General features: G+C 64.5%; 15 protein-coding genes. 4 read left to right on the plus strand and 11 right to left on the minus strand.

What is annotated here, in order from left to right; translation table 11 throughout:
* Nucleotides 1–68: 68 nt before the first annotated feature.
* The 7 genes from atpD to FJ942_RS26495 form a co-directional block, all read right to left on the minus strand.
* Nucleotides 69–1655: a F0F1 ATP synthase subunit beta gene (gene atpD, locus FJ942_RS26455; RefSeq protein WP_181165201.1), complete on the minus strand. Its 1587-nt coding sequence runs from the start codon at nucleotides 1653–1655 to the stop codon at nucleotides 69–71.
* Between the two features lie 70 nt (nucleotides 1656–1725).
* Nucleotides 1726–2610, minus strand: coding sequence for a F0F1 ATP synthase subunit gamma (locus FJ942_RS26465; protein ID WP_140492974.1), 885 nt, complete (start codon nucleotides 2608–2610; stop codon nucleotides 1726–1728).
* 46 nt (nucleotides 2611–2656) lie between these two features.
* Nucleotides 2657–4186 (minus strand): F0F1 ATP synthase subunit alpha, encoded by a 1530-nt coding sequence (gene atpA, locus FJ942_RS26470; RefSeq protein ID WP_140899454.1) that lies wholly within the window; start codon nucleotides 4184–4186, stop codon nucleotides 2657–2659.
* On the minus strand, nucleotides 4186–4746 hold the full coding sequence (locus FJ942_RS26475; protein ID WP_140492968.1) for a F0F1 ATP synthase subunit delta: 561 nt from the start codon (nucleotides 4744–4746) through the stop codon (nucleotides 4186–4188). Before FJ942_RS26475 ends, atpA begins: the two co-directional genes overlap by 1 nt.
* A gap of 235 nt (nucleotides 4747–4981) precedes the next feature.
* Entirely contained in the window at nucleotides 4982–5377 is a 396-nt protein-coding gene (locus FJ942_RS26480) for a DUF4345 family protein (protein WP_140880332.1), read from the minus strand.
* A 95-nt stretch (nucleotides 5378–5472) separates the two neighbouring features.
* Entirely contained in the window at nucleotides 5473–6168 is a 696-nt protein-coding gene (locus tag FJ942_RS26485) for an aspartate/glutamate racemase family protein (protein WP_140628116.1), read from the minus strand.
* A gap of 270 nt (nucleotides 6169–6438) precedes the next feature.
* Nucleotides 6439–8622, minus strand: coding sequence for a primosomal protein N' (locus FJ942_RS26495; RefSeq protein WP_140899456.1), 2184 nt, complete (start codon nucleotides 8620–8622; stop codon nucleotides 6439–6441).
* Between the two features lie 90 nt (nucleotides 8623–8712).
* Between FJ942_RS26495 and fsa the strand changes: the two genes are divergently transcribed.
* The gene (gene fsa, locus FJ942_RS26500; protein ID WP_140518241.1) at nucleotides 8713–9369 is read left to right on the plus strand and encodes a fructose-6-phosphate aldolase; all 657 of its coding nucleotides are present in this window, start codon (nucleotides 8713–8715) and stop codon (nucleotides 9367–9369) included.
* 73 nt (nucleotides 9370–9442) lie between these two features.
* On the opposite strand, the gene FJ942_RS26505 is transcribed toward fsa, so the two are convergent.
* The 3 genes from FJ942_RS26505 to leuS form a co-directional block, all read right to left on the minus strand.
* The gene (locus FJ942_RS26505) at nucleotides 9443–12004 is read right to left on the minus strand and encodes a DNA translocase FtsK (protein ID WP_140899457.1); all 2562 of its coding nucleotides are present in this window, start codon (nucleotides 12002–12004) and stop codon (nucleotides 9443–9445) included.
* A 263-nt stretch (nucleotides 12005–12267) separates the two neighbouring features.
* On the minus strand, nucleotides 12268–12846 hold the full coding sequence (gene lptE, locus FJ942_RS26510; RefSeq protein ID WP_140518239.1) for an LPS assembly lipoprotein LptE: 579 nt from the start codon (nucleotides 12844–12846) through the stop codon (nucleotides 12268–12270).
* Entirely contained in the window at nucleotides 12833–15457 is a 2625-nt protein-coding gene (leuS, locus tag FJ942_RS26515; RefSeq protein ID WP_140899458.1) for a leucine--tRNA ligase, read from the minus strand. Before leuS ends, lptE begins: the two co-directional genes overlap by 14 nt.
* A 153-nt stretch (nucleotides 15458–15610) precedes the next feature.
* On the opposite strand from leuS, the gene FJ942_RS26520 reads away from it, so the two are divergent.
* The 3 genes from FJ942_RS26520 to FJ942_RS26530 all read left to right on the plus strand — a co-directional run bounded on the left by FJ942_RS26520 (nucleotide 15611) and on the right by FJ942_RS26530 (nucleotide 17795).
* On the plus strand, nucleotides 15611–16273 hold the full coding sequence (locus FJ942_RS26520) for a YggS family pyridoxal phosphate-dependent enzyme (RefSeq protein ID WP_140524995.1): 663 nt from the start codon (nucleotides 15611–15613) through the stop codon (nucleotides 16271–16273).
* Nucleotides 16274–16373: 100 nt separating this feature from the next.
* Entirely contained in the window at nucleotides 16374–16628 is a 255-nt protein-coding gene (locus FJ942_RS26525; protein WP_140492937.1) for a type II toxin-antitoxin system Phd/YefM family antitoxin, read from the plus strand.
* A gap of 117 nt (nucleotides 16629–16745) precedes the next feature.
* Nucleotides 16746–17795, plus strand: a complete 1050-nt coding sequence (locus tag FJ942_RS26530; protein WP_140492934.1) for an aldo/keto reductase — start codon at nucleotides 16746–16748, stop codon at nucleotides 17793–17795.
* A 154-nt stretch (nucleotides 17796–17949) separates the two neighbouring features.
* On the opposite strand, the gene FJ942_RS26535 is transcribed toward FJ942_RS26530, so the two are convergent.
* Entirely contained in the window at nucleotides 17950–18855 is a 906-nt protein-coding gene (locus FJ942_RS26535) for a LysR family transcriptional regulator (RefSeq protein WP_140899460.1), read from the minus strand.
* Nucleotides 18856–18874 lie beyond the last annotated feature (19 nt).

Here is an 18874-nt window from a genome sequence, read left to right on the forward strand (position 1 = left end):
AGGGCAATTGCGCCCGGTCACCTGCCTGCCATTCACTACCGACTACTGACTACTCCCTATTCCCTTGATTAAGCCGCTTCAGCCGCGAGACGCTGTGCCTTCTCGACCGCTTCCTCGATGCCGCCGACCATGTAGAAGGCGGCTTCCGGCAGGTGGTCGTAGTCGCCGTTGCAGAGGCCCTTGAAGCCCTTGATGGTGTCGGCGAGGTCGACCAGCTTGCCCGGCGCGCCGGTGAACACTTCGGCGACGAAGAAGGGCTGCGACAGGAAGCGCTCGATCTTGCGGGCGCGGGCCACCGTCTGCTTGTCCTCTTCCGACAGCTCGTCCATGCCCAGGATGGCGATGATGTCCTGCAGCGACTTGTAGCGTTGGAGGATCGACTGCACCTGGCGCGCGACGGCATAATGCTCTTCGCCGACCACCAGCGGGTCGAGCATGCGCGAGGTCGAGTCCAGCGGATCGACGGCCGGATAGATGCCCTTTTCGGCGATCGAGCGGTTGAGCGTCGTCGTCGCGTCGAGGTGGGCGAACGAGGTCGCCGGCGCCGGGTCGGTCAAGTCGTCGGCCGGCACGTAGATGGCCTGCACCGAGGTGATCGAGCCCTTGGTGGTGGTGGTGATGCGTTCCTGCAGGGCGCCCATGTCCGTGGCGAGCGTGGGCTGGTAGCCCACGGCCGACGGGATACGGCCGAGCAGCGCCGACACTTCCGAACCAGCCTGCGTGAAGCGGAAGATGTTGTCGACGAAGAACAGCACGTCCTGGCCCTGGTCGCGGAAATATTCGGCGACCGTCAGGCCGGTCAGGCCGACGCGGGCACGCGCGCCCGGCGGCTCGTTCATCTGGCCATAGACCAACGCCGCCTTGGAGCCTTCGCCGCCGCCCTTCTTGTTGACGCCGGATTCGATGAACTCGTGATAGAGGTCATTGCCCTCGCGGGTGCGCTCGCCGACGCCGGCGAACACCGAATAGCCGCCATGCGCCTTGGCGATGTTGTTGATCAGTTCCTGGATCAGCACCGTCTTGCCGACGCCGGCGCCGCCGAACAGGCCGATCTTGCCGCCCTTGGCGTAGGGCGCGAGCAGGTCGAGCACCTTGATGCCGGTGATCAGGATCTGTGCTTCCGTCGACTGTTCGATATAGGCCGGGGCCGGCTGGTGGATCGAGCGCAACTCGACCGCGTCGACCGGGCCTGCTTCGTCGACCGGCTCGCCGATGACGTTGATGATGCGGCCGAGCATGCCCGGACCGACCGGCACGGCGATCGGGCCGCCGGTGTCGCGTACTTCCTGGCCGCGCACCAGGCCTTCGGTGGAATCCATGGCGATGCAGCGCACGGTGTTTTCACCCAGATGCTGGGCAACTTCGAGAACCAGGCGGTTGCCGACATTGGTGGTCTCGAGCGCATTCAGGATCGGCGGCAGGTGATCGCCGAACTGCACGTCGACCACGGCGCCGATGACCTGCCGGACCTTGCCGACGATGCCGGTGGCCTTGCTGGCCACGGCCGGGGTTTTTACCGCGGCGGCCCTGGTCGGCGCTGCCGCTTTCTTGGCCGGAGCCGCCTTCGCTGCTGCGGCCGGAGCCTTTGCCGGTGCCGCCTTGGCCGGGGCTGCCGCCTTGGGAGCCGCCGTCTTGGGGGTCGCTGCTTTCGCCATCGTCTTTACCCTTTTCGTCCTTTGTTTCTCGCGCGGTCGGATCGAGGTCGTTGACCCCGGGAAACCGCGCCTAGAGCGCCTCGGCGCCCGAAATGATTTCGATCAGTTCCTTGGTGATCTGCGCCTGGCGCTGGCGGTTGTAGGTGATCGACAGCTTGTTGATCATCTCGCCGGCGTTGCGCGTGGCGTTGTCCATCGCACTCATCTTGGCGCCCATTTCGCCAGCCGCGTTTTCGAGCAGCGCGCGGAAAATCTGCACCGCGATGTTGCGCGGAATGAGCTCGGACAGGATTTCACCCGGCTCGGGTTCGTATTCGTAGACGGCGCTGGCGCCGTCAGCAGCCTCGGCCGGAGCGGACGAAGCAGCGGCCGGAATGATCTGCTGCGCGGTCGGAACCTGGCTGATCACCGACTTGAACTGCGAATAGAACAGCGTGCAGATGTCGAAGCCGCCCTCATTGAACAGGTGAATGACCTTGCGGGCGATCGTGTCGGCATTGACGAAGCCGAGCGTCTTGACCTCGCGCAGGTCGATCCGGTCGAGGATCATCGATGCATAGTCGCGGCGCAGGATATCGAAACCCTTCTTGCCGACGCAGATGATCTTGACCTGCTTGCCGTCGGCCAGGAGCCTGCGGATGTGGTCGCGGGCAAGACGGGCGATCTGAGAATTGAAGCCGCCGCACAGGCCGCGCTCGGCCGTGCAGACAACGAGCAGGTGCACGTCGTCCTTTCCGGTGCCGGTCATCAGCGCCGGGGCATCGCCACCGCCGCCGATCGCCTGGGTGATGTTGGCCAGCACGGAACCCATGCGCTCCGAATAGGGGCGCGCCGCTTCCGCGGCCTCCTGTGCACGGCGCAGCTTCGCCGCGGCGACCATCTGCATCGCCTTGGTGATCTTCTGCGTCGCCTTGACCGAGGCGATACGGTTACGAAGGTCTTTTAATGAAGGCATGCTTCAAACCTGATCCCGTCTTGTCTCATCCGGACTGGCGCTTCGCTCAGGCGAAGGTCTTGGCGAAAGCGTCGATCTCGGCCTTCAGCTTGCCGCGCAGATCGTCCGACAGCGCCTTTTCCTTGCGGATGGCGTCGAGGACGTCCTTGCCAGCCGAACGCATGTGGCTGAGCAGACCATGCTCGAACTTGCCGACCTGGTTGACCGGCAGCTTGTCGAGATAGCCGTTGACGCCGGCGAAGATCACCGCGACCTGCTCTTCCGTCTTCAGCGGCGAGAACTGCGGCTGCTTCAGGAGCTCGGTCAGGCGCGAACCGCGGTTGAGCAGGCGCTGCGTGGCGGCATCGAGATCCGAGCCGAACTGCGCGAAGGCCGCCATTTCGCGGTACTGCGCGAGCTCGCCCTTGATCGAGCCGGCGACCTGCTTCATCGCCTTGATCTGCGCCGAGGAGCCGACGCGCGACACCGACAGGCCGACATTGACGGCTGGACGGATGCCCTGGAAGAACAGGTTGGTTTCGAGGAAGATCTGGCCGTCGGTGATCGAGATCACGTTGGTCGGGATATAGGCCGACACGTCGTTGGCCTGGGTTTCGATGACCGGCAGCGCCGTCAGCGAACCGTTGCCCATGTCGTCATTGAGCTTGGCGGCGCGCTCGAGCAGGCGCGAGTGCAGGTAGAAGACGTCGCCCGGATAGGCTTCGCGGCCCGGCGGGCGGCGCAAGAGCAGCGACATCTGGCGATAGGCGACGGCCTGCTTCGACAGATCGTCGTAGCTGATCAGCGCATGCATGCCGTTGTCGCGGAAATACTCGCCCATGGTGCAGCCGGCGAACGGCGCCAGGAACTGCATCGGCGCCGGATCGGAAGCGGTGGCGGCGACGATGATCGAATATTCGAGCGCGCCGCGCTCTTCCAGCACCTTGACGAACTGCGCCACGGTCGAGCGCTTCTGGCCGACGGCGACGTAGACGCAGTAGAGCTTTTCCTTCTCGGGGCCGTTGTCGTGCACCGACTTCTGGTTGAGCATCGTGTCGAGGATGATGGCGGTCTTGCCGGTCTGGCGATCGCCGATGACCAGCTCGCGCTGGCCGCGGCCGACCGGGATCAGCGCGTCGATGGCCTTGAGGCCCGTCGACATCGGCTCATGCACCGACTTGCGCGGAATGATGCCGGGCGCCTTGACGTCGACGCGCTTGCGTTCGATCGCCTTGATCGGGCCCTTGCCGTCGATCGGGTTGCCGAGCGCGTCGACGACGCGGCCGAGCAGGCCCGGACCGACCGGAACGTCGACGATCGCGCCGGTGCGCTTGACGGTGTCGCCTTCCTTGATGTCGCGGTCGGCGCCGAAGATGACGACGCCGACATTGTCGGCTTCGAGATTGAGCGCCATGCCGCGGATGCCGCCGGGGAATTCGACCATCTCGCCGGCCTGGACATTGTCGAGGCCGTAGACGCGGGCGATACCGTCACCGACGGACAGCACCTGTCCGACTTCGGAGACCTCGGCCTCCTTGCCGAAATTCTTGATCTGGTCTTTCAGAATTGCGGAAATTTCCGCGGCGCGGATGTCCATCAGCCGACCTCTTTCAGTGCAAGCTTGAGCGAATTGAGTTTGGTTTTGAGCGACGTATCGATCTGGCGCGAGCCCATCCTGACCACCAGCCCGCCGAGCAGCGACGGATCGACGGTGACGGAGATGGAAACGTCCTTGCCGGCAACGCTCTTCAGCGCCGCCTTGAGTTCAGTCTGCTGGGCAGCGCTCAATTGGTGAGCCGATGTTACCTCGGCGGTCGTCTCGCCACGATGCTCGGCGGCGATCTGGCGGAATGCCCTGATCATGCCGGGCACGGCGAACAGCCGGCGGTTCTTGGCGACGACGCGCAGGAAATTGCCGGTCAGGCCGGTGATCCCGGCCTTGTCGGCGATCGCCGCGATGGCCTTGGCCTGGTCCTCGCTGGAGAACACCGGGCTGTTGATCAGCCGGGTCAAGTCGGCGCTGCCCGCGAGCATCGCCTCGAAACTGTTGAGGTCGGCTTCGACCTTGGCGACGGAATTCGCCTGCGATGCCAGTTCGAACAGCGAACCCGCATAGCGTTCTGCGACACCTGAGATTGGCGATGACGATTGGGCCACGGACCGTCTTTTCTCTTGTCTGACAGGCCGCAGATTGTTGGCGCGAGCGAAAACTCTGGCTAAATCTTTGACCTTACTGCATTTTTTCAAGCACGGAGGCGCGGCTTCCGCTATCCCCGGCCGAAAGTCGATTGCCGTCTAGCACAGGCCTTTTAAGACCGCAATGCGTCGTTCCGCATGGTTTTCAGGCACTATTGTCGCATCCGGGGACGAAGTCCCTGGATTGCCTGCGGATTCAGGGCAGGAAGCCGAAGGCAAAGGCGAGCGGCAACGCCGCCAGCGCCAGTTCCACGACGATGGAAACCCAGTTGAAGGGCGTGTTGGCGCCATCCGACATCATCGACAGCAACCGGCCGAAGGCGGTGAACAGCCAGGAGAAGCCGAGCGCCATGTAGATCAGCGGCTGCGCCAGCAGGATGCAGCACAGGCCGACGCCGAGGTAGAAGCCCGACATGCGGCCGCGCCCTTCGGCGATCGCCGCCGCCTTCTCCGGCTTGACCTGCAAGCGCAGAATGCGGAAGGCAAGCCCCGGCGCCAGGAAAAGCACCAGGCCGAGCAGCACCGTGACGACGGCGCTCGACCAGGCCAGCCATTCGCCCTGGCTCACCGGCCATGGAAACGTAAAATCCATAATGTCCCCTCGTAAATGCCGCTCTGAAATCGCGGGCATTCTAGCGGAGGAAAAGCCGCGCGCCAGATGGCGGCCGGCACTTTAGGCCAAACGCATCAGGAGAGCGCGAAGGCGACCGCCGCTTCAGCATGGATGCGCGTCGTGTCGAAGACCGGAATGTCGAAATCCTGCTGGCCGATCAACATCGTGATTTCGGTGCAGCCCATGATCACGCTGTCGACATTTTCATCGCGCCGCAGGCGGTTGATCTCGGCGATATAGGCGGTTTTCGATGGCTCGGTGACGATGCCCTGGCAGAGCTCGTCATAGATGATGCGATGGACCATGTCGCGTCCTGCCTGGTCCGGCACGATCGGCTGCAATCCATATGTGTCGGCAAGCCGGCGCTTGTAGAAATCCTGCTCCATGGTGAACCGCGTTGCGAGCAGCGCCGGGCGCCGCATGCCGGCCGCCTTGACAGCGGCTGCGGTGGCGTCGGCGATGTGGGTCAGCGGGACCGATACCGAGGCCTGCACCTGGTCGGCGAGCTTGTGCATGGTGTTGGTACACAAAAGCAGGCCTTCCGCGCCAGCTGACTCGAGCTTGCGCGCGGCATCGACCAGAAGCGCGCCGGCGCCGTCCCAGTCCCCGTGATGCTGCAGCTCGGCGATCTCGGCGAAGTCGAAGGACCACAGCAGCAATTTCGCCGAATGCAGCCCGCCGAGACGCTGCCTCACGAGATCGTTGAGCAGGCGATAATAGATCGCCGTCGATTCCCAGCTCATGCCGCCCAGAAGGCCAAGGGTTTTCAAAACGGTTTCCTTTCCTTGCAGCGACTTATGATACAGTCCAAGGCGATGTTGAGGGCTACTCGATGAAAACAAAATCCAGCAGCAAAGCACGCAGCGAACTGTGCGCCGTGGTCGCTGAAGCCAGCAAAGGCAGCCCGACAACAATCACCAAGCGGGGACGCCCCGTGGCCATAGTGATATCGATCGAGGACGCCCGTCGACTCTATCCTGAAGAGTTTAGGCAACGAACTGAAGGACACGACCAGCAATCCGCGCGAAAGCTGAGCGACCTTACAAAAAGCTCTGCGGATCAATGTCGACCTGCACCCGGACCGAGCCGCGCTGCTTCGGCCCGTTGGCGAGCATGGTCCGGATAAACCCTTGCATGTCGGCGCGGCGCTCGCCCTGGATCAGCAGGCGGAAACGGTGACGGCCGCCGAGCAGCGACAGCGGCGCTTCGGCCGGCCCGAGCACGAACAGGTCGGATGCCTCGGGCGCGGCACGGCGCAGGCCGCGTGCATGGCCCTCGGCTTCCGCCCGCGTCACCGCGCTGACGATGACGCCGGCGAGCCGGCCGAAGGGTGGCAGAGCCGCCCGCTCGCGCTCGGAAATCTCGCGCTCGTAGAACGCATCGGCATCGCCGGAGACGATCGCCCGCATCACCGGATGGTCGGGCTGGAAGGTCTGCAGCAGGCCGAGACTCTTCTTGCCGGTGCGCCCGGCGCGGCCGGTCACCTGGCTGAGCAGCTGGAAGGTGCGTTCGGCGGCGCGCGGATCGCCATTGGCAAGGCCGAGATCGGCATCGACGACACCAACCAAGGTCATGTTCGGGAAATTGTGACCCTTGGCGACGAGTTGCGTGCCGATGACGATGTCGGCCTCGCCATTGGCGATGGCTTCCAGCTCCAGCCGCAGCCGCCGCACGCCGCCCATCAGATCCGACGACAAAACGATGGTGCGCGCATCCGGGAAATGGGTGACGACTTCCTCGGCGATGCGCTCGACGCCCGGCCCGCAGGCGACCAGATGATCGAGCGTGCCGCATTCCGGACAGGCTTCCGGACGGCGCTCATTGTGCCCGCAATGGTGGCAGACGAGCTGGCCGCGAAAGCGGTGCTCGACCAGCCAGGCCGAGCAGACCGGGCAACCGAAGCGGTGACCGCAGACGCGGCACAGCGTCAGCGGCGCATAGCCGCGCCGGTTGAGGAACAAAAGCGATTGTTCCTGCCTCTCCAGCGTCCGTCGCATATGGTCGAGCAGCACCGGCGACAGGAAGCCGCCGCGCGCCGGCGGCGCGCGCCGCATGTCGATCGCTTTCAGGTCGGGAAGTGCCGCCTCTGCGAAGCGGGCGGACAGCACCGCCCTGGCGTAGCGGCCCTGGCTGGCATTGACGCGGCTCTCGACCGATGGCGTCGCCGATGCCAGCACCACCGGGAATCCGCCTATATGGCCGCGCACGACAGCCATGTCGCGGGCATTGTAGAAGACGCGGTCTTCCTGCTTGTAGGCGGGGTCGTGCTCCTCGTCGACGACGATCAGGCCAAGCTCCTTGAACGGCAGGAACAGCGCCGAGCGTGCGCCGGCCACGACCCGCACGCCGCCTTCCGCCACCTGCCGCCAGACGCGTTCGCGCATCCTCGGCGGCAGGTCGGAGTGCCATTCGGCGGGCTTGGCGCCAAAACGCTGCTGGAACCGTTCGAGGAAAGCATGGGTCAATGCGATTTCGGGCAGCAGGATCAGCACCTGCTTGCCCCGGTCGAGTGCCGCCGCCACCGCCTCGAAATAAACCTCCGTCTTGCCCGAACCGGTGACGCCGTCGAGCAGTGCGACGTTGAAGCCGCCGCCCGCGACATTGGCGCGCAGCAGCCGTGCGGCGTCGTTCTGGTCGGGCATCAATTCCGGCGCGGCGTAGGCTGGGTCAGGCTTCGCCACCACGGGCCGCGGCGGGATCATCACCGTTTCGAACACGCCTTGCGCCTTCAGCCCCTCGATTACCGTCGACGACACGCCGGCCGCATGGGCAAGGCCGGATCGCGTCCAGGCCAGTCCGCCGTCGGCCGTCTCCAGCACGCGGGCCCGCGCATCCGTCATCCGGTCCGGAACGGCCGCGGTTCGCTGCAATCCCTCGATCCACGGTTCCGGATCGAAAGCCTCCGGCGCCCTCAGCAGCATGCGCGCCACCATGCCCGGCGCAGAGAGCGTGTATTGCGCCACCCAGTCGACGAAACGACGCATCGCCCGGTCGATCGGCGGGCAGTCGAAGACCTGTTCGATCGCGCGCAGCTTTTTCGCGTCGACCGTTTCGACCGCGCCGTCCCAGACGATGCCGGCGACTTGGCGAGGCCCGAGCGGCACGCGCACGATCGAGCCCGGCACCACCCGCATGCCGGCTGGCACGGCATAGGTGTAGGGGCGTTCGGCCGGCATCGGCACCAGCACCGGTGCGGCTGCGACAAAGGGCGAATCTTCGATCATGAGGCGTGACCTTGCCCCGACTTTGCTCTAGATCAAAGGGCAACGCTGAACGTGCCTTCCCAAGCACGACGAAATCGTCAGGAGACCGCCATGAAATTTTTTGCCGACACAGCCGACATCAAGGAAATCCGCGAACTGATCGATCTGGGGCTGCTCGATGGCGTCACCACCAACCCGTCGCTGATTCTCAAATCAGGCGGCAAGATCTCCGAGGTCACCAAGCAGATCTGCGACATCGTCGAAGGCCCGGTTTCGGCCGAGGTCGTGGCCACCGAATACAAGCAGATGATGGCGGAGGCCGAGGTGCTGGCCAAGATCGCGCCGAATGTCGCCATCAAGGTGCCGTTGACGCTGGATGGATTGAAGGCCTGCAAGACGATCCGCACCCAGATGAACCGCATGGTCAATGTCACGCTCTGCTTCTCGGCCAACCAGGCGCTGCTCGCCGCCAAGGCAGGCGCCTCCTTCATCTCGCCCTTCGTCGGCCGGATCGACGATACCGGCTCGGACGGCATGGAAGTGATCCAGGAGATCCGTCAGATCTACGACAATTACGATTTCCAGACCGAGATTCTGACGGCTTCCGTGCGCACCGTGAACCACGTCAAGCAGGCGGCGCTCATCGGCGCCGATATCGTCACCGCGCCGCCCGCGACACTGAAGGCGCTGGTCAACCACCCGCTGACTGACAAGGGTCTTGCCGCCTTCCTCGCCGACTGGGCCAAGACCGGCCAGAAAATCGGCTGAGCGAGCTTATATCCGACACGAAAAAAGGCCGGGCAACCGGCCTTTTTTCGTGCGCTGCGGATCAAGAGGCCGGTCAGTCCGTGCCGTCATCCTCAGCTGCGGTTACCGGCGGGCGCCGGCCCATGATGATCTCGCGCTTGCCGACATGGTTTGGTGCACCGACCAGACCCTCCTTCTCCATGCGCTCGACCAGGGACGCGGCGCGGTTGTAGCCGATGCCGAGGCGACGCTGAATGTAGGACGTCGAACACTTCTTGTCGCGCAACACCACCTTGACCGCCTCGTCATAGCTGGTATCGCCGTCCTCCGCCGCAACGGCGCCCTTGTCGAAGACCGCGCCCTCATCGCCTTCGTCTTCTTCTTCATCCTCGTCGGCCGTCACGGTTTCCAGGTATTCGGGGCGACCCTGCGCCTTCAGATGCGCCACGACATGCTCGACCTCCACGTCGGAGACGAAGGGGCCGTGCACGCGGGCGATGCGCCCGCCGCCCATCATGTGCAGCATGTCGCCCTGGCCGAGCAGCTGCTCGGCGCCCTGCTCGCCAAGGATGGTGCGGCTGTCGATCTTGGAGGTGACCTGGAAAGAAATCCGGGTCGGGAAGTTGGCCTTGATCGTGCCCGTGATGACATCGACCGAGGGGCGCTGCGTCGCCATGATCAGGTGGATGCCGGCCGCGCGCGCCATCTGCGCCAGGCGCTGGATGGCGCCTTCGATCTCCTTGCCGGCGACCATCATCAGGTCGGCCATCTCGTCGACGATGACGACGATGTAGGGCATTGGCGCGAGGTCGATTTCCTGCTGCTCGAAGAGCGGCTCGCCGGTGCCTTTTTCGAAGCCCGCCTGCACTGTCATGACGACCGTCTCGCCGTTCTCGCGGGCAGCGGCGGCGCGTTGATTGTAGCCGTCGATATTGCGCACGCCGAGCCGCGCCATCTTGCGATACCGGTCCTCCATCTCCCGCACCGCCCATTTGAGCGCGGTGACGGCCTTTTTTGGATCGGTGACGACCGGGGTCAGAAGATGCGGGATGCCGTCATAGACGGAGAGTTCGAGCATCTTGGGATCGACCATGATCAGCCGGCATTCCTCCGGCTTCAGCCGGTAGAGCAGCGACAGGATCATCGTGTTGATGGCAACCGACTTGCCGGAACCGGTGGTGCCGGCAACGAGCAAGTGGGGCATCTTTGCCAGTTCGGCGATGACAGGCTCACCGCCGATCGTCTTGCCGAGGCAGAGCGCCAGCTTGCAGCCGGTCTTGCGGAAGCCCTCCGATTCGATCAGCTCGCGGAAATAGACGGTTTCGCGCGCCTCGTTCGGAAGCTCGATGCCGATGACGTTGCGGCCCGGCACGACGGCGACGCGCGCCGAGATCGCCGACATGGAGCGGGCGATGTCGTCGGCGAGACCGATGACGCGGGAGGATTTCACGCCCGGCGCCGGCTCGAATTCATAGAGGGTGACGACCGGACCGGGGCGAACATGGATGATCTCGCCGCGCACGCCGAAATCCTCGAGCACGCTTTCCAGAAGATCGGCATTCTGCTCGAGCCGCTCCTGCGACATGTAGAAGCCTTGTCCCTCCGGCGGCTGCTGCAACAGTTCTTCCGAGGGGAGTTCGTACGTCTCGCCGGTCGCGGTCGGCACGATCCTGCCGACCAGTGGTGCTCGCGACGATGCGCGCGCGGCCGGAGCCGGTACGGCTTGCTCCAAACTTTGCGTGACCAGTGCCGGAACGGCATTGCTTGCGACGGCGGGAATTGCGGCCGGAGCCCGGGCTTGCTGCGGCACGCGGTTCGCCACCGGCTGAACCGCGGCCTGGTTGGAGTTGGCCGGACGGACATCCGGCGCGGCGGACGGAGCTGGCGACCCGGGAAGGCATTCGATGACACGGAACAACGCGGTCGGATCGGCCGTTGGCGCGGGGCGGTTGTCGGTCCGCTCGGTGATCACAGGCGCGGTCGTGCGTGCAACCGAAACGGCCCGAGGCGCGGGTGACGGGCCTTCGACCAAATAGGGCGCCATGACCTCGAAAAAGACGTGATCCGACAGATAGGGCCAGCGCACATTTTCGCGCGCCGTCGTCTTGACCGGGGCTGTCGCTGCTTGGGCGGACGCTGCCGGTGCGGACGCCCGCGCCGCCGCAGTCATCCTGTGGCCCGCAGGCGTAGCGGCGGCCCGCGCCTTTTCGCCGGCATGCCCTGACGGAACGGGGGCCGGGGCCGGTTGCACCACCGCTCTGTTGCCGACGGGCGGCCTGGCGGCGCCCGAAGAAAGGTTTCGGCTTGGTATCGGCGCCGATGAAGACGTCCCAGCCGCGGTGGATTGGCCAGGTGCCTGCGGTGCTGGTGATTCGCTTTGCTCGACGGCAATCGCCTCGTCCCGCGGACGGCGCGTGCTGGCTTCATAGTCCGGCGTGCGCGTAAACCGCACATTGGGCGCCAGGAAGAAATAGTCTTGCCAGGCAGGGCTTTCGTTGCCGCCGAGATCGACAGGGGATGGGGAAGGGCCGGCTCCTGCTGCTCTTGCCCGCTGGCTGTCCGCCTTGTTGTCCACACCCGTGAAACGCTTCACCCCGGGGTCATCGGGCGACGCTGCCTTCAATGAACTGACCCGAGGAAAACGCTTGGATTCCATGCTCAAGACTCACGCTGAAATGTCTGCTGAGCAATAGAGAGCGAGTGGTTAACAGTTGCTTCCCGTCGGCCCCCCAAGAGCGGCGAAGCGTGACTTTCACAGCGGTGTCGGACGATCGGATCCGTGCGGCCGATCGTCATCCCACGATCGTCAACACACCCGCGCGCTTCGGCTAAAGGCGAACGGAGAACCGGCTCCGGAGCCGTGGCAAAGGCGGCCTTCAGGCACCAGATTGTTATGCCACCATGAAACGGAGAGCGGCGCTAACCGGCCGTCTTGCCGTGCCGTGCGAGATCCTGGGCGATGGACAGTTGCAGCGCGTTGGCAAGCTCGCGCGCGGCGCGGTTCTCGGCATCGATCTGTGCCCGGTACGCGGCGAATTCCTGGCGCGGCCTGTCGAAGGACGAAGTGATCGCCCGCTTGCCGGTCGCGATCACCGCCCCGGTTTTGGCATCGGTCAGCCTGTAGCCGGCGGTCAGCGTCACCGAACCGGCGGTCGGCTCGTCCTGGTCGGTTCCGACCTGCACGAGCGCCGAGGATTCAACGGCTTCGGTCACGCCGAGGTCGAGCGAGTAGGCCGGCGATGCCGGTTCGCCGGCGCCGCGCCCAAATCCGAAGATCAAATTGTTGCGCACCTGCTGGCCGTAACGCGTCCTGACCGGTTTGATGGCGATCGACGCCAGTTCGGCATTGGCGCTCGAGCCGGTCGACAGCGGCGCGCTCGAGTAGAGCGGCCGCACCTGGCAGGCCGAAACGAGCGCAAGCGAGCCGACAAGGCCGGCAAGCGCGGCACGGCGCAGCAAACGGCTCAGCTCTGTCTTTTCCCGATCAGGCAACGACATTGACGATCCTCTGCGGCACGATGATCACCTTGCGCGGAGCCGTGCCTTCGAGCGCCTTCTGCACGAAGTCGAGAGCGAGCACGGCTTTTTCGACCGCACCTTGGTCCGCGTCGCGGGCAATTGTCAAATCCCCGCGCTTCTTGCCGTTGACCTGGACCGGGTAGGTGACCTCATTGTCGACGACCAGCGCCGGGTCGAAGATCGGCCACGGCCGTTCTGCGACCAGATCGGCACCGCCGAGCGCCTCCCAGCATTCCTCGGCCAGATGCGGCATGATCGGCGCGATCAGGTGCACGAGCACCTCCACGGCCTCCCGGCAGGCGCCTTTGAGCGCGGTATCGGCCTTGCCTTCGGCCACCTCATTGAGCGGCGTGGTCAGCACGTTGGCGAGTTCGTAGATGCGGGCGATGGCGCGGTTGAATGCGAGTTTCTCGATGTCTTCGCCGACCGCTTTCAGGATCTTGTGCGTGGCCTTGGAAACCGCCCCGGCTTCACCGCCACCGCCCGCTATGGGTGCGATGCCGGCCAGCGATTCGGCCGCGGTCGAGACCAGGCGCCAGATGCGCTGCATGAAGCGATGCGCGCCGGCGGCGCCATCGTCGGTCCATTCGACGTCGCGTTCGGGCGGCGAATCCGACAGCATGAACCAGCGCGCGGTGTCGGCGCCGTAGCCGTCGGTGATGTCTTCCGGGCTGACCGTGTTCTTCTTCGACTTCGACATCTTTTCCAGGGAGCCGATCTCCGCCGTCTCGCCCGTGGCGATCTCGACGGCGCGGCGCTTGCCGTCGACGTCCTCCAGCCGCACCTCGGTCGGCGCCAGCCAGCGCCCGTTCGATGCCGATCCCACGCGATAGGTCTCGTGCACCACCATGCCTTGCGTGAACAGGCCCTTGAACGGCTCGGCCAGGTCGAGATGGCCGGTCTCGCGCATGGCCCGGGTGAAGAAGCGCGAATAGAGCAGATGCAGGATCGCGTGCTCGATGCCGCCGATATACTGGTCGACGGCCAGCCACTCGTTCGCCGCCTTCGGGTCGGTCGGCTCATTCGCCCAGGGCGCGGTGAAGCGGGCGAAATACCAGGACGAATCGACGAACGTGTCCATCGTGTCGGTTTCGCGCCGCGCATCCTTGCCGCATTGCGGGCATTTGACATGCCGCCAGGTCGGGTGGCGGTCCAGCGGGTTGCCTGGGCGGTCGAACTCGACATCGTCGGGCAGCTTCACCGGCAGGTCTGCCTTCGGCACCGGCACCACGCCGCAATCCTCGCAATGGATCATCGGGATCGGACAGCCCCAGTAGCGCTGGCGCGAAATGCCCCAGTCGCGCAGGCGGAAGTTGACCTTGCGCTCGGCCATCGGCCGGTTGCCGATCGTCTTCTGCTCCAGCAGCTTCGCCACCTCGTCGAACGCCCGCTCTGGCTTCATGCCATCGAGGAAGCGCGAATTGATCATCACGCCGTCGTCGACATAGGCTTCGTCGATGACCTGGAAGGTCTTGGGATCAGCACCTTCCGGCATCACCACCGGGATCACCGGCAGGCCGTATTTGTTGGCGAAATCGAGGTCGCGCTGGTCGCCGGACGGGCAGCCGAAGATGGCGCCGGTGCCGTAGTCCATCAGCACGAAATTGGCGACGTAGACCGGCAGCGTCCAGTTCTCGTCGAACGGATGCACGACGCGGATGCCGGTGTCGAAGCCCTTCTTCTCGGCCGTCTCCAGCGCCGCCACCGAAGTGCCCATATGGCGGACTTCGTCAATAAAGCTCGCCAGCGCCGGATTGGTCTCGGCGGCCTTCCGGGCCAGCGGATGGTCGGCGGCGACCGCCATGAAGGAGGCGCCGAAGATGGTGTCGGGCCTCGTCGTATAAACTTCCAGCTCCTGCTCGCCGGCGACGGGAGCCGCCAGCGGCCAGCGGATCAGCAGGCCTTCCGAACGGCCGATCCAATTGTGCTGCATCAGCTTGACCTTCTCGGGCCATTCGTCGAGGCGATCGAGCGAATCCAGGAGATCCTGCGCAAAGTCGGTTATCCTGAAGAACCATTGCGTCAGCTCGCGCTGTTCGACCAGCGCGCCCGAGCGCCAGCCGCGCCCGTCGATGACCTGCTCGTTGGCGAGCACCGTCATGTCCTCCGGATCCCAATTGACCTTCGAGGATTTGCGCGTCACCAGGCCCTTCTCGACAAAGTCGAGGAACAGCATCTGCTGGCGGTGGTAGTAGTCGACATCGCAAGTCGCGAATTCGCGCGCCCAGTCCAGCGACAGGCCCATGACCTTGAGCTGTTCGCGCATGGTGGCGATGTTCTGGTAGGTCCATTCCTTGGGATGGACCTTGTTCTGCATCGCCGCGTTCTCGGCCGGCATGCCGAAGGCGTCCCAGCCCATCGGATGCAGCACGTTGAAACCCTTGGCCCGCTTGTAGCGCGCCACCACATCGCCCATCGTATAGTTGCGCGTATGCCCGATATGGATGCGTCCCGATGGATAGGGGAACATCTCCAGCACGTAGTATTTCGGGCGCGGATCATCGTTGTGCGCCTCGAACAGCTTCCTGTCGGCCCAGGCCTTCTGCCATTTGGGCTCTGACGCGCGCGGATTGTATCGTTCGGTTGCCATGGGACGTTTTTCACTTAAAAAGCATGCGGACTGCGGGCGACAGCTCGGCAGTCCATTGGATGTGGTCCGGGTGTTCACCATGGTTTGGCAAACCCGTCAACCATATGGGTATCGCGTCTGGAAAAAACGCGGTCAAAACAGCGGGATTTGGACATGGACGATGCCGTTCAGCAGTTTTTCGCGGTCAAGGCGCAGATCGCCGCCGCCGAGCGCGAAGCCCGGCGCGACGCTGGCGCGGTGACGCTGGTCGCCGTTTCCAAGACCTTTGACGCCGCCGACATCAGGCCCGTCATCGAGGCAGGCCAGCGCGTCTTCGGCGAGAACCGGGTGCAGGAAGCGCAGGGCAAGTGGCCGGCGCTGAAAGAGGCTTTCCCCGATGTCGAACTGCATCTGATCGGACCGCTGCAATCGAACAAGGCCAGGGAAGCCGTGGCGCTGTTCGACGTCATCGAGACGGTCGATCGCGAGAAGATCGCCGCCGAACTCGCCAAGGAGATCGCCCGGCAAGGCCGGGCGCCAAAGCTCTACGTCCAGGTCAACACCGGCTCCGAGCCGCAGAAGGCCGGCATCGAGCCGCGCGACGCCGTGACCTTCGTCGCCCGCTGCCGCGATGTCCACGGCCTCGCCATCGAAGGCCTGATGTGCATTCCGCCGGCGGACGAGAACCCCGGCCCGCATTTCGCCCTGCTGGAAAAATTGGCGCGGGAGGCAGGCGTCGCCAAACTGTCGATGGGCATGTCCGGCGATTACGAGACGGCCATCGCCTTCGGCGCCACCAGTGTCAGGGTCGGTTCGGCGATCTTCGGCAGTCGATAAAACCGTCCGCCCTGGGTTGGCCCTGTCGTCTGTGAGTTCTAAGCCTGTGATACACAGACGGACTGAACACATCTTGCGAGTCAAGCGAGGAGTAGTCTTCTTGAGCTGGCAGCTGCGGGACGCAAGAAACAACCTCTCGAAGCTGGTAAGACAGTCGCGCGAAAAAGGGCCGCAAACCATTACGGTGCGAGGGCAGCCATCTGCCGTGGTGCTAGCGGTTGAGGACTACGAACGGTGGGTTGGCGCAAAGCCCTCCCTTGCGCAATATCTTCTCTCCGTCCTCGTCTGGGATGACGAATTTGTCGAGGAGGTCAATCGCCGCCCGAACACAATGATCCGAGCGGTCCATCTCTGACAAGTTTCTGTCACCGGCAAGATGGTCCAGTTCTACCGGCTGATTACGCCAGCGCTGGAAACGAAACGTACCGTTCCTATTTGATCTGTGTCATCACAAATCTCTGGAGCTTTCGCCATGCATTACAACCAGCTTGGAAATACGGGGATGTTCGTCTCCGAACTCTGCCTCGGCACCATGACCTTCGGTGCAGCCGGCCAGAATGCCCAATGGGGCCTGATCGCCAGTCTCGACCAGAAAGGCGTCAACGAGATCGTCGGCCGCTCGCTCGCCGCCGGGGTCAATTTCTTCGACACGGCCGATGTCTATTCCTTCGGCGAATCCGAGCGCCTGCTCGGCCAGTCGCTCAGGGATCTCGGCGTTGACAGGTCGAGCGTGGTCGTCGCCACCAAGGTTCACGGCGCCATGGGCGAGGGCCCGAACCAGCGCGGCTCCTCGCGCGGCCACATCATGGACTCGGTCGATGCCAGCCTGGAACGGCTGCAGCTCGATCACATCGATCTCTATCAGTTGCACGGAACCGACGCGGTGACGCCGATCGATGAGACGCTCAGGGCACTGGACGATCTCGTCGCCAGCGGCAAGGTCCGCTATGTCGGCGTATCCAACTGGCAGGCCTGGCGCATCGCCAAGGCGCTTGGCATAGCCGACCGCAAGGGCTTTGCCCGCTTCGAGACCATCCAGTCCTATTACTCGATCGCCGGTCGTGATCTCGAGCGCGAGATCGTGCCGCTGATCAACGAGGAGAAGCTCGGTCTTATGGTCTGGTCGCCGATGGCCGGCGGACTGCTGTCCGGCAAATACGGCCCTGGTGCGCCCGGCAATGGCGAGGGCCGCCGCGCCTCCTTCAACTTCCCACCGGTCAACGAGGACCGCGCCTGGGCGGCGGTCGCGGTCATGCGCGAGATCGCCAAAAAGCATGACGTCAGCGTCGCTACCGTGGCACTAGGCTATGTCCTGGCCAAGCCCTTCGTGATGAGCGTGATCATCGGCGCCAGCCGCATGGATCAGCTCGAACAGAACCTTGCCGCCACGAACCTCAAACTTGATACCGATGATCTCGCCAGACTGGACGAGGTGAGCGCGCTGCCGGCCGAATATCCCGGCTGGATGCTGGAGCGGCAGGCGGCCGGCCGGCGGCCGGCGCCGTTCGTGCCGAAGGCCTGATCGCTTTTCGAGCTTGCTTCGAAGCCGCGTGCCTTAGGTACGCGGCTTCTCAGTTAGAGCAATTCCAAGAAAAGTGTGTGCGGTTTTCTGTCCAGAATTGCGTCAAAACAAAGAGTTAGAGCGGTTCGCCGTTTCCACGAAACGGTGAACTGCTCTAGAGGCGAACGGCCTCCGAGAGAAAATCGAGAAAAGCCCGCACCCGCGCAGGCAGATGCTTGCCCTGGCCGACATAGACGGCATGGGTGGCCTCCTCGTCGCCTGGGTTGAATTCCTCCAGCAACGGGACGAATGCCCCGGCGTCGATGTCCGGCTGGACATGCCAGCGCGCCAGCCTAGCGATTCCGCCTCCCGCCAGCGCGATCCGCCGCATCGCCTCGCCGTCGGTCAGCGTTGCGTTTCCGACAACCGGGACGATGACCGGCGCACCTGCCGCATCGACAAAAGGCCAGCCGTCTATATGCCGCGCAAAGCCGAAGGCCAGCATATTGTGACGCCCGAGATCGGCCAGCGTGCGCGGCGTCCCACGCGCTTCGACATAGGAGGGTGCCGCGACCAGCACCATCCGGCTCTGCCCCAGTTTGCGCGCTACCAGCCGTGACTCGCGCAAGGGCCCGGCGCGTATCGCCACATCGGCGCGCTCCTCCAGAAGGTCGATCACGCTGTCTGTCAGCACGGCGTCGACGGAAATCTCGGGATAACGCTCCAGAAACCGAGGCAGCAGCGACATCAGCCGGTGGTGGCCGAACGGCACGTAGCTGTTGACCCTCAACCGGCCGCGCGGCGCCGCCCCGGCGGCCGCCTCGCGCTCGGCCGCGTCCATGTCGGCGAGGATGCGCATGCCGCTGTCGTAGAAAGCAGTGCCTTCCGGCGTCAGTTGCAGCTTGCGCGTCGAGCGGGTGACCAGCCGCGCGCCGAGCCTGGTCTCCAGCCGCGCGATCAATTTGCTCACCGCGGACGGGGTCATGCGCAAGGCACGTGCCGCCGCCGAAAAGCTGCCCGCCTCGACGACGCGCACAAACACTTCGATCTCGCCGGAACGATTGATGTCGGATCTCGCCATCTGTGAATCTATTTCACAG

Origin of the sequence: Mesorhizobium sp. B2-4-2 (assembly GCF_006442845.1) — a bacterium.
In the GTDB taxonomy this organism is placed as follows: domain Bacteria; phylum Pseudomonadota; class Alphaproteobacteria; order Rhizobiales; family Rhizobiaceae; genus Mesorhizobium.

Bases quoted from the DNA above. Each gene is read 5' to 3' on its own strand.
- atpA (WP_140899454.1), bottom strand. From the start codon at position 4,186: ATGGACATCCGCGCCGCGGAAATTTCCGCAATTCTGAAAGACCAGATC.
- FJ942_RS26520 (WP_140524995.1), top strand. From the start codon at position 15,611: ATGGACGATGCCGTTCAGCAGTTTTTCGCGGTCAAGGCGCAGATCGCC.
- FJ942_RS26535 (WP_140899460.1), bottom strand. From the start codon at position 18,855: ATGGCGAGATCCGACATCAATCGTTCCGGCGAGATCGAAGTGTTTGTG.
- FJ942_RS26495 (WP_140899456.1), bottom strand. From the start codon at position 8,622: ATGATCGAAGATTCGCCCTTTGTCGCAGCCGCACCGGTGCTGGTGCCG.
- leuS (WP_140899458.1), bottom strand. From the start codon at position 15,457: ATGGCAACCGAACGATACAATCCGCGCGCGTCAGAGCCCAAATGGCAG.
- atpD (WP_181165201.1), bottom strand. From the start codon at position 1,655: ATGGCGAAAGCAGCGACCCCCAAGACGGCGGCTCCCAAGGCGGCAGCC.
- FJ942_RS26505 (WP_140899457.1), bottom strand. From the start codon at position 12,004: ATGGAATCCAAGCGTTTTCCTCGGGTCAGTTCATTGAAGGCAGCGTCG.
- FJ942_RS26530 (WP_140492934.1), top strand. From the start codon at position 16,746: ATGCATTACAACCAGCTTGGAAATACGGGGATGTTCGTCTCCGAACTC.
- lptE (WP_140518239.1), bottom strand. From the start codon at position 12,846: ATGTCGTTGCCTGATCGGGAAAAGACAGAGCTGAGCCGTTTGCTGCGC.
- FJ942_RS26480 (WP_140880332.1), bottom strand. From the start codon at position 5,377: ATGGATTTTACGTTTCCATGGCCGGTGAGCCAGGGCGAATGGCTGGCC.
- fsa (WP_140518241.1), top strand. From the start codon at position 8,713: ATGAAATTTTTTGCCGACACAGCCGACATCAAGGAAATCCGCGAACTG.
- FJ942_RS26465 (WP_140492974.1), bottom strand. From the start codon at position 2,610: ATGCCTTCATTAAAAGACCTTCGTAACCGTATCGCCTCGGTCAAGGCG.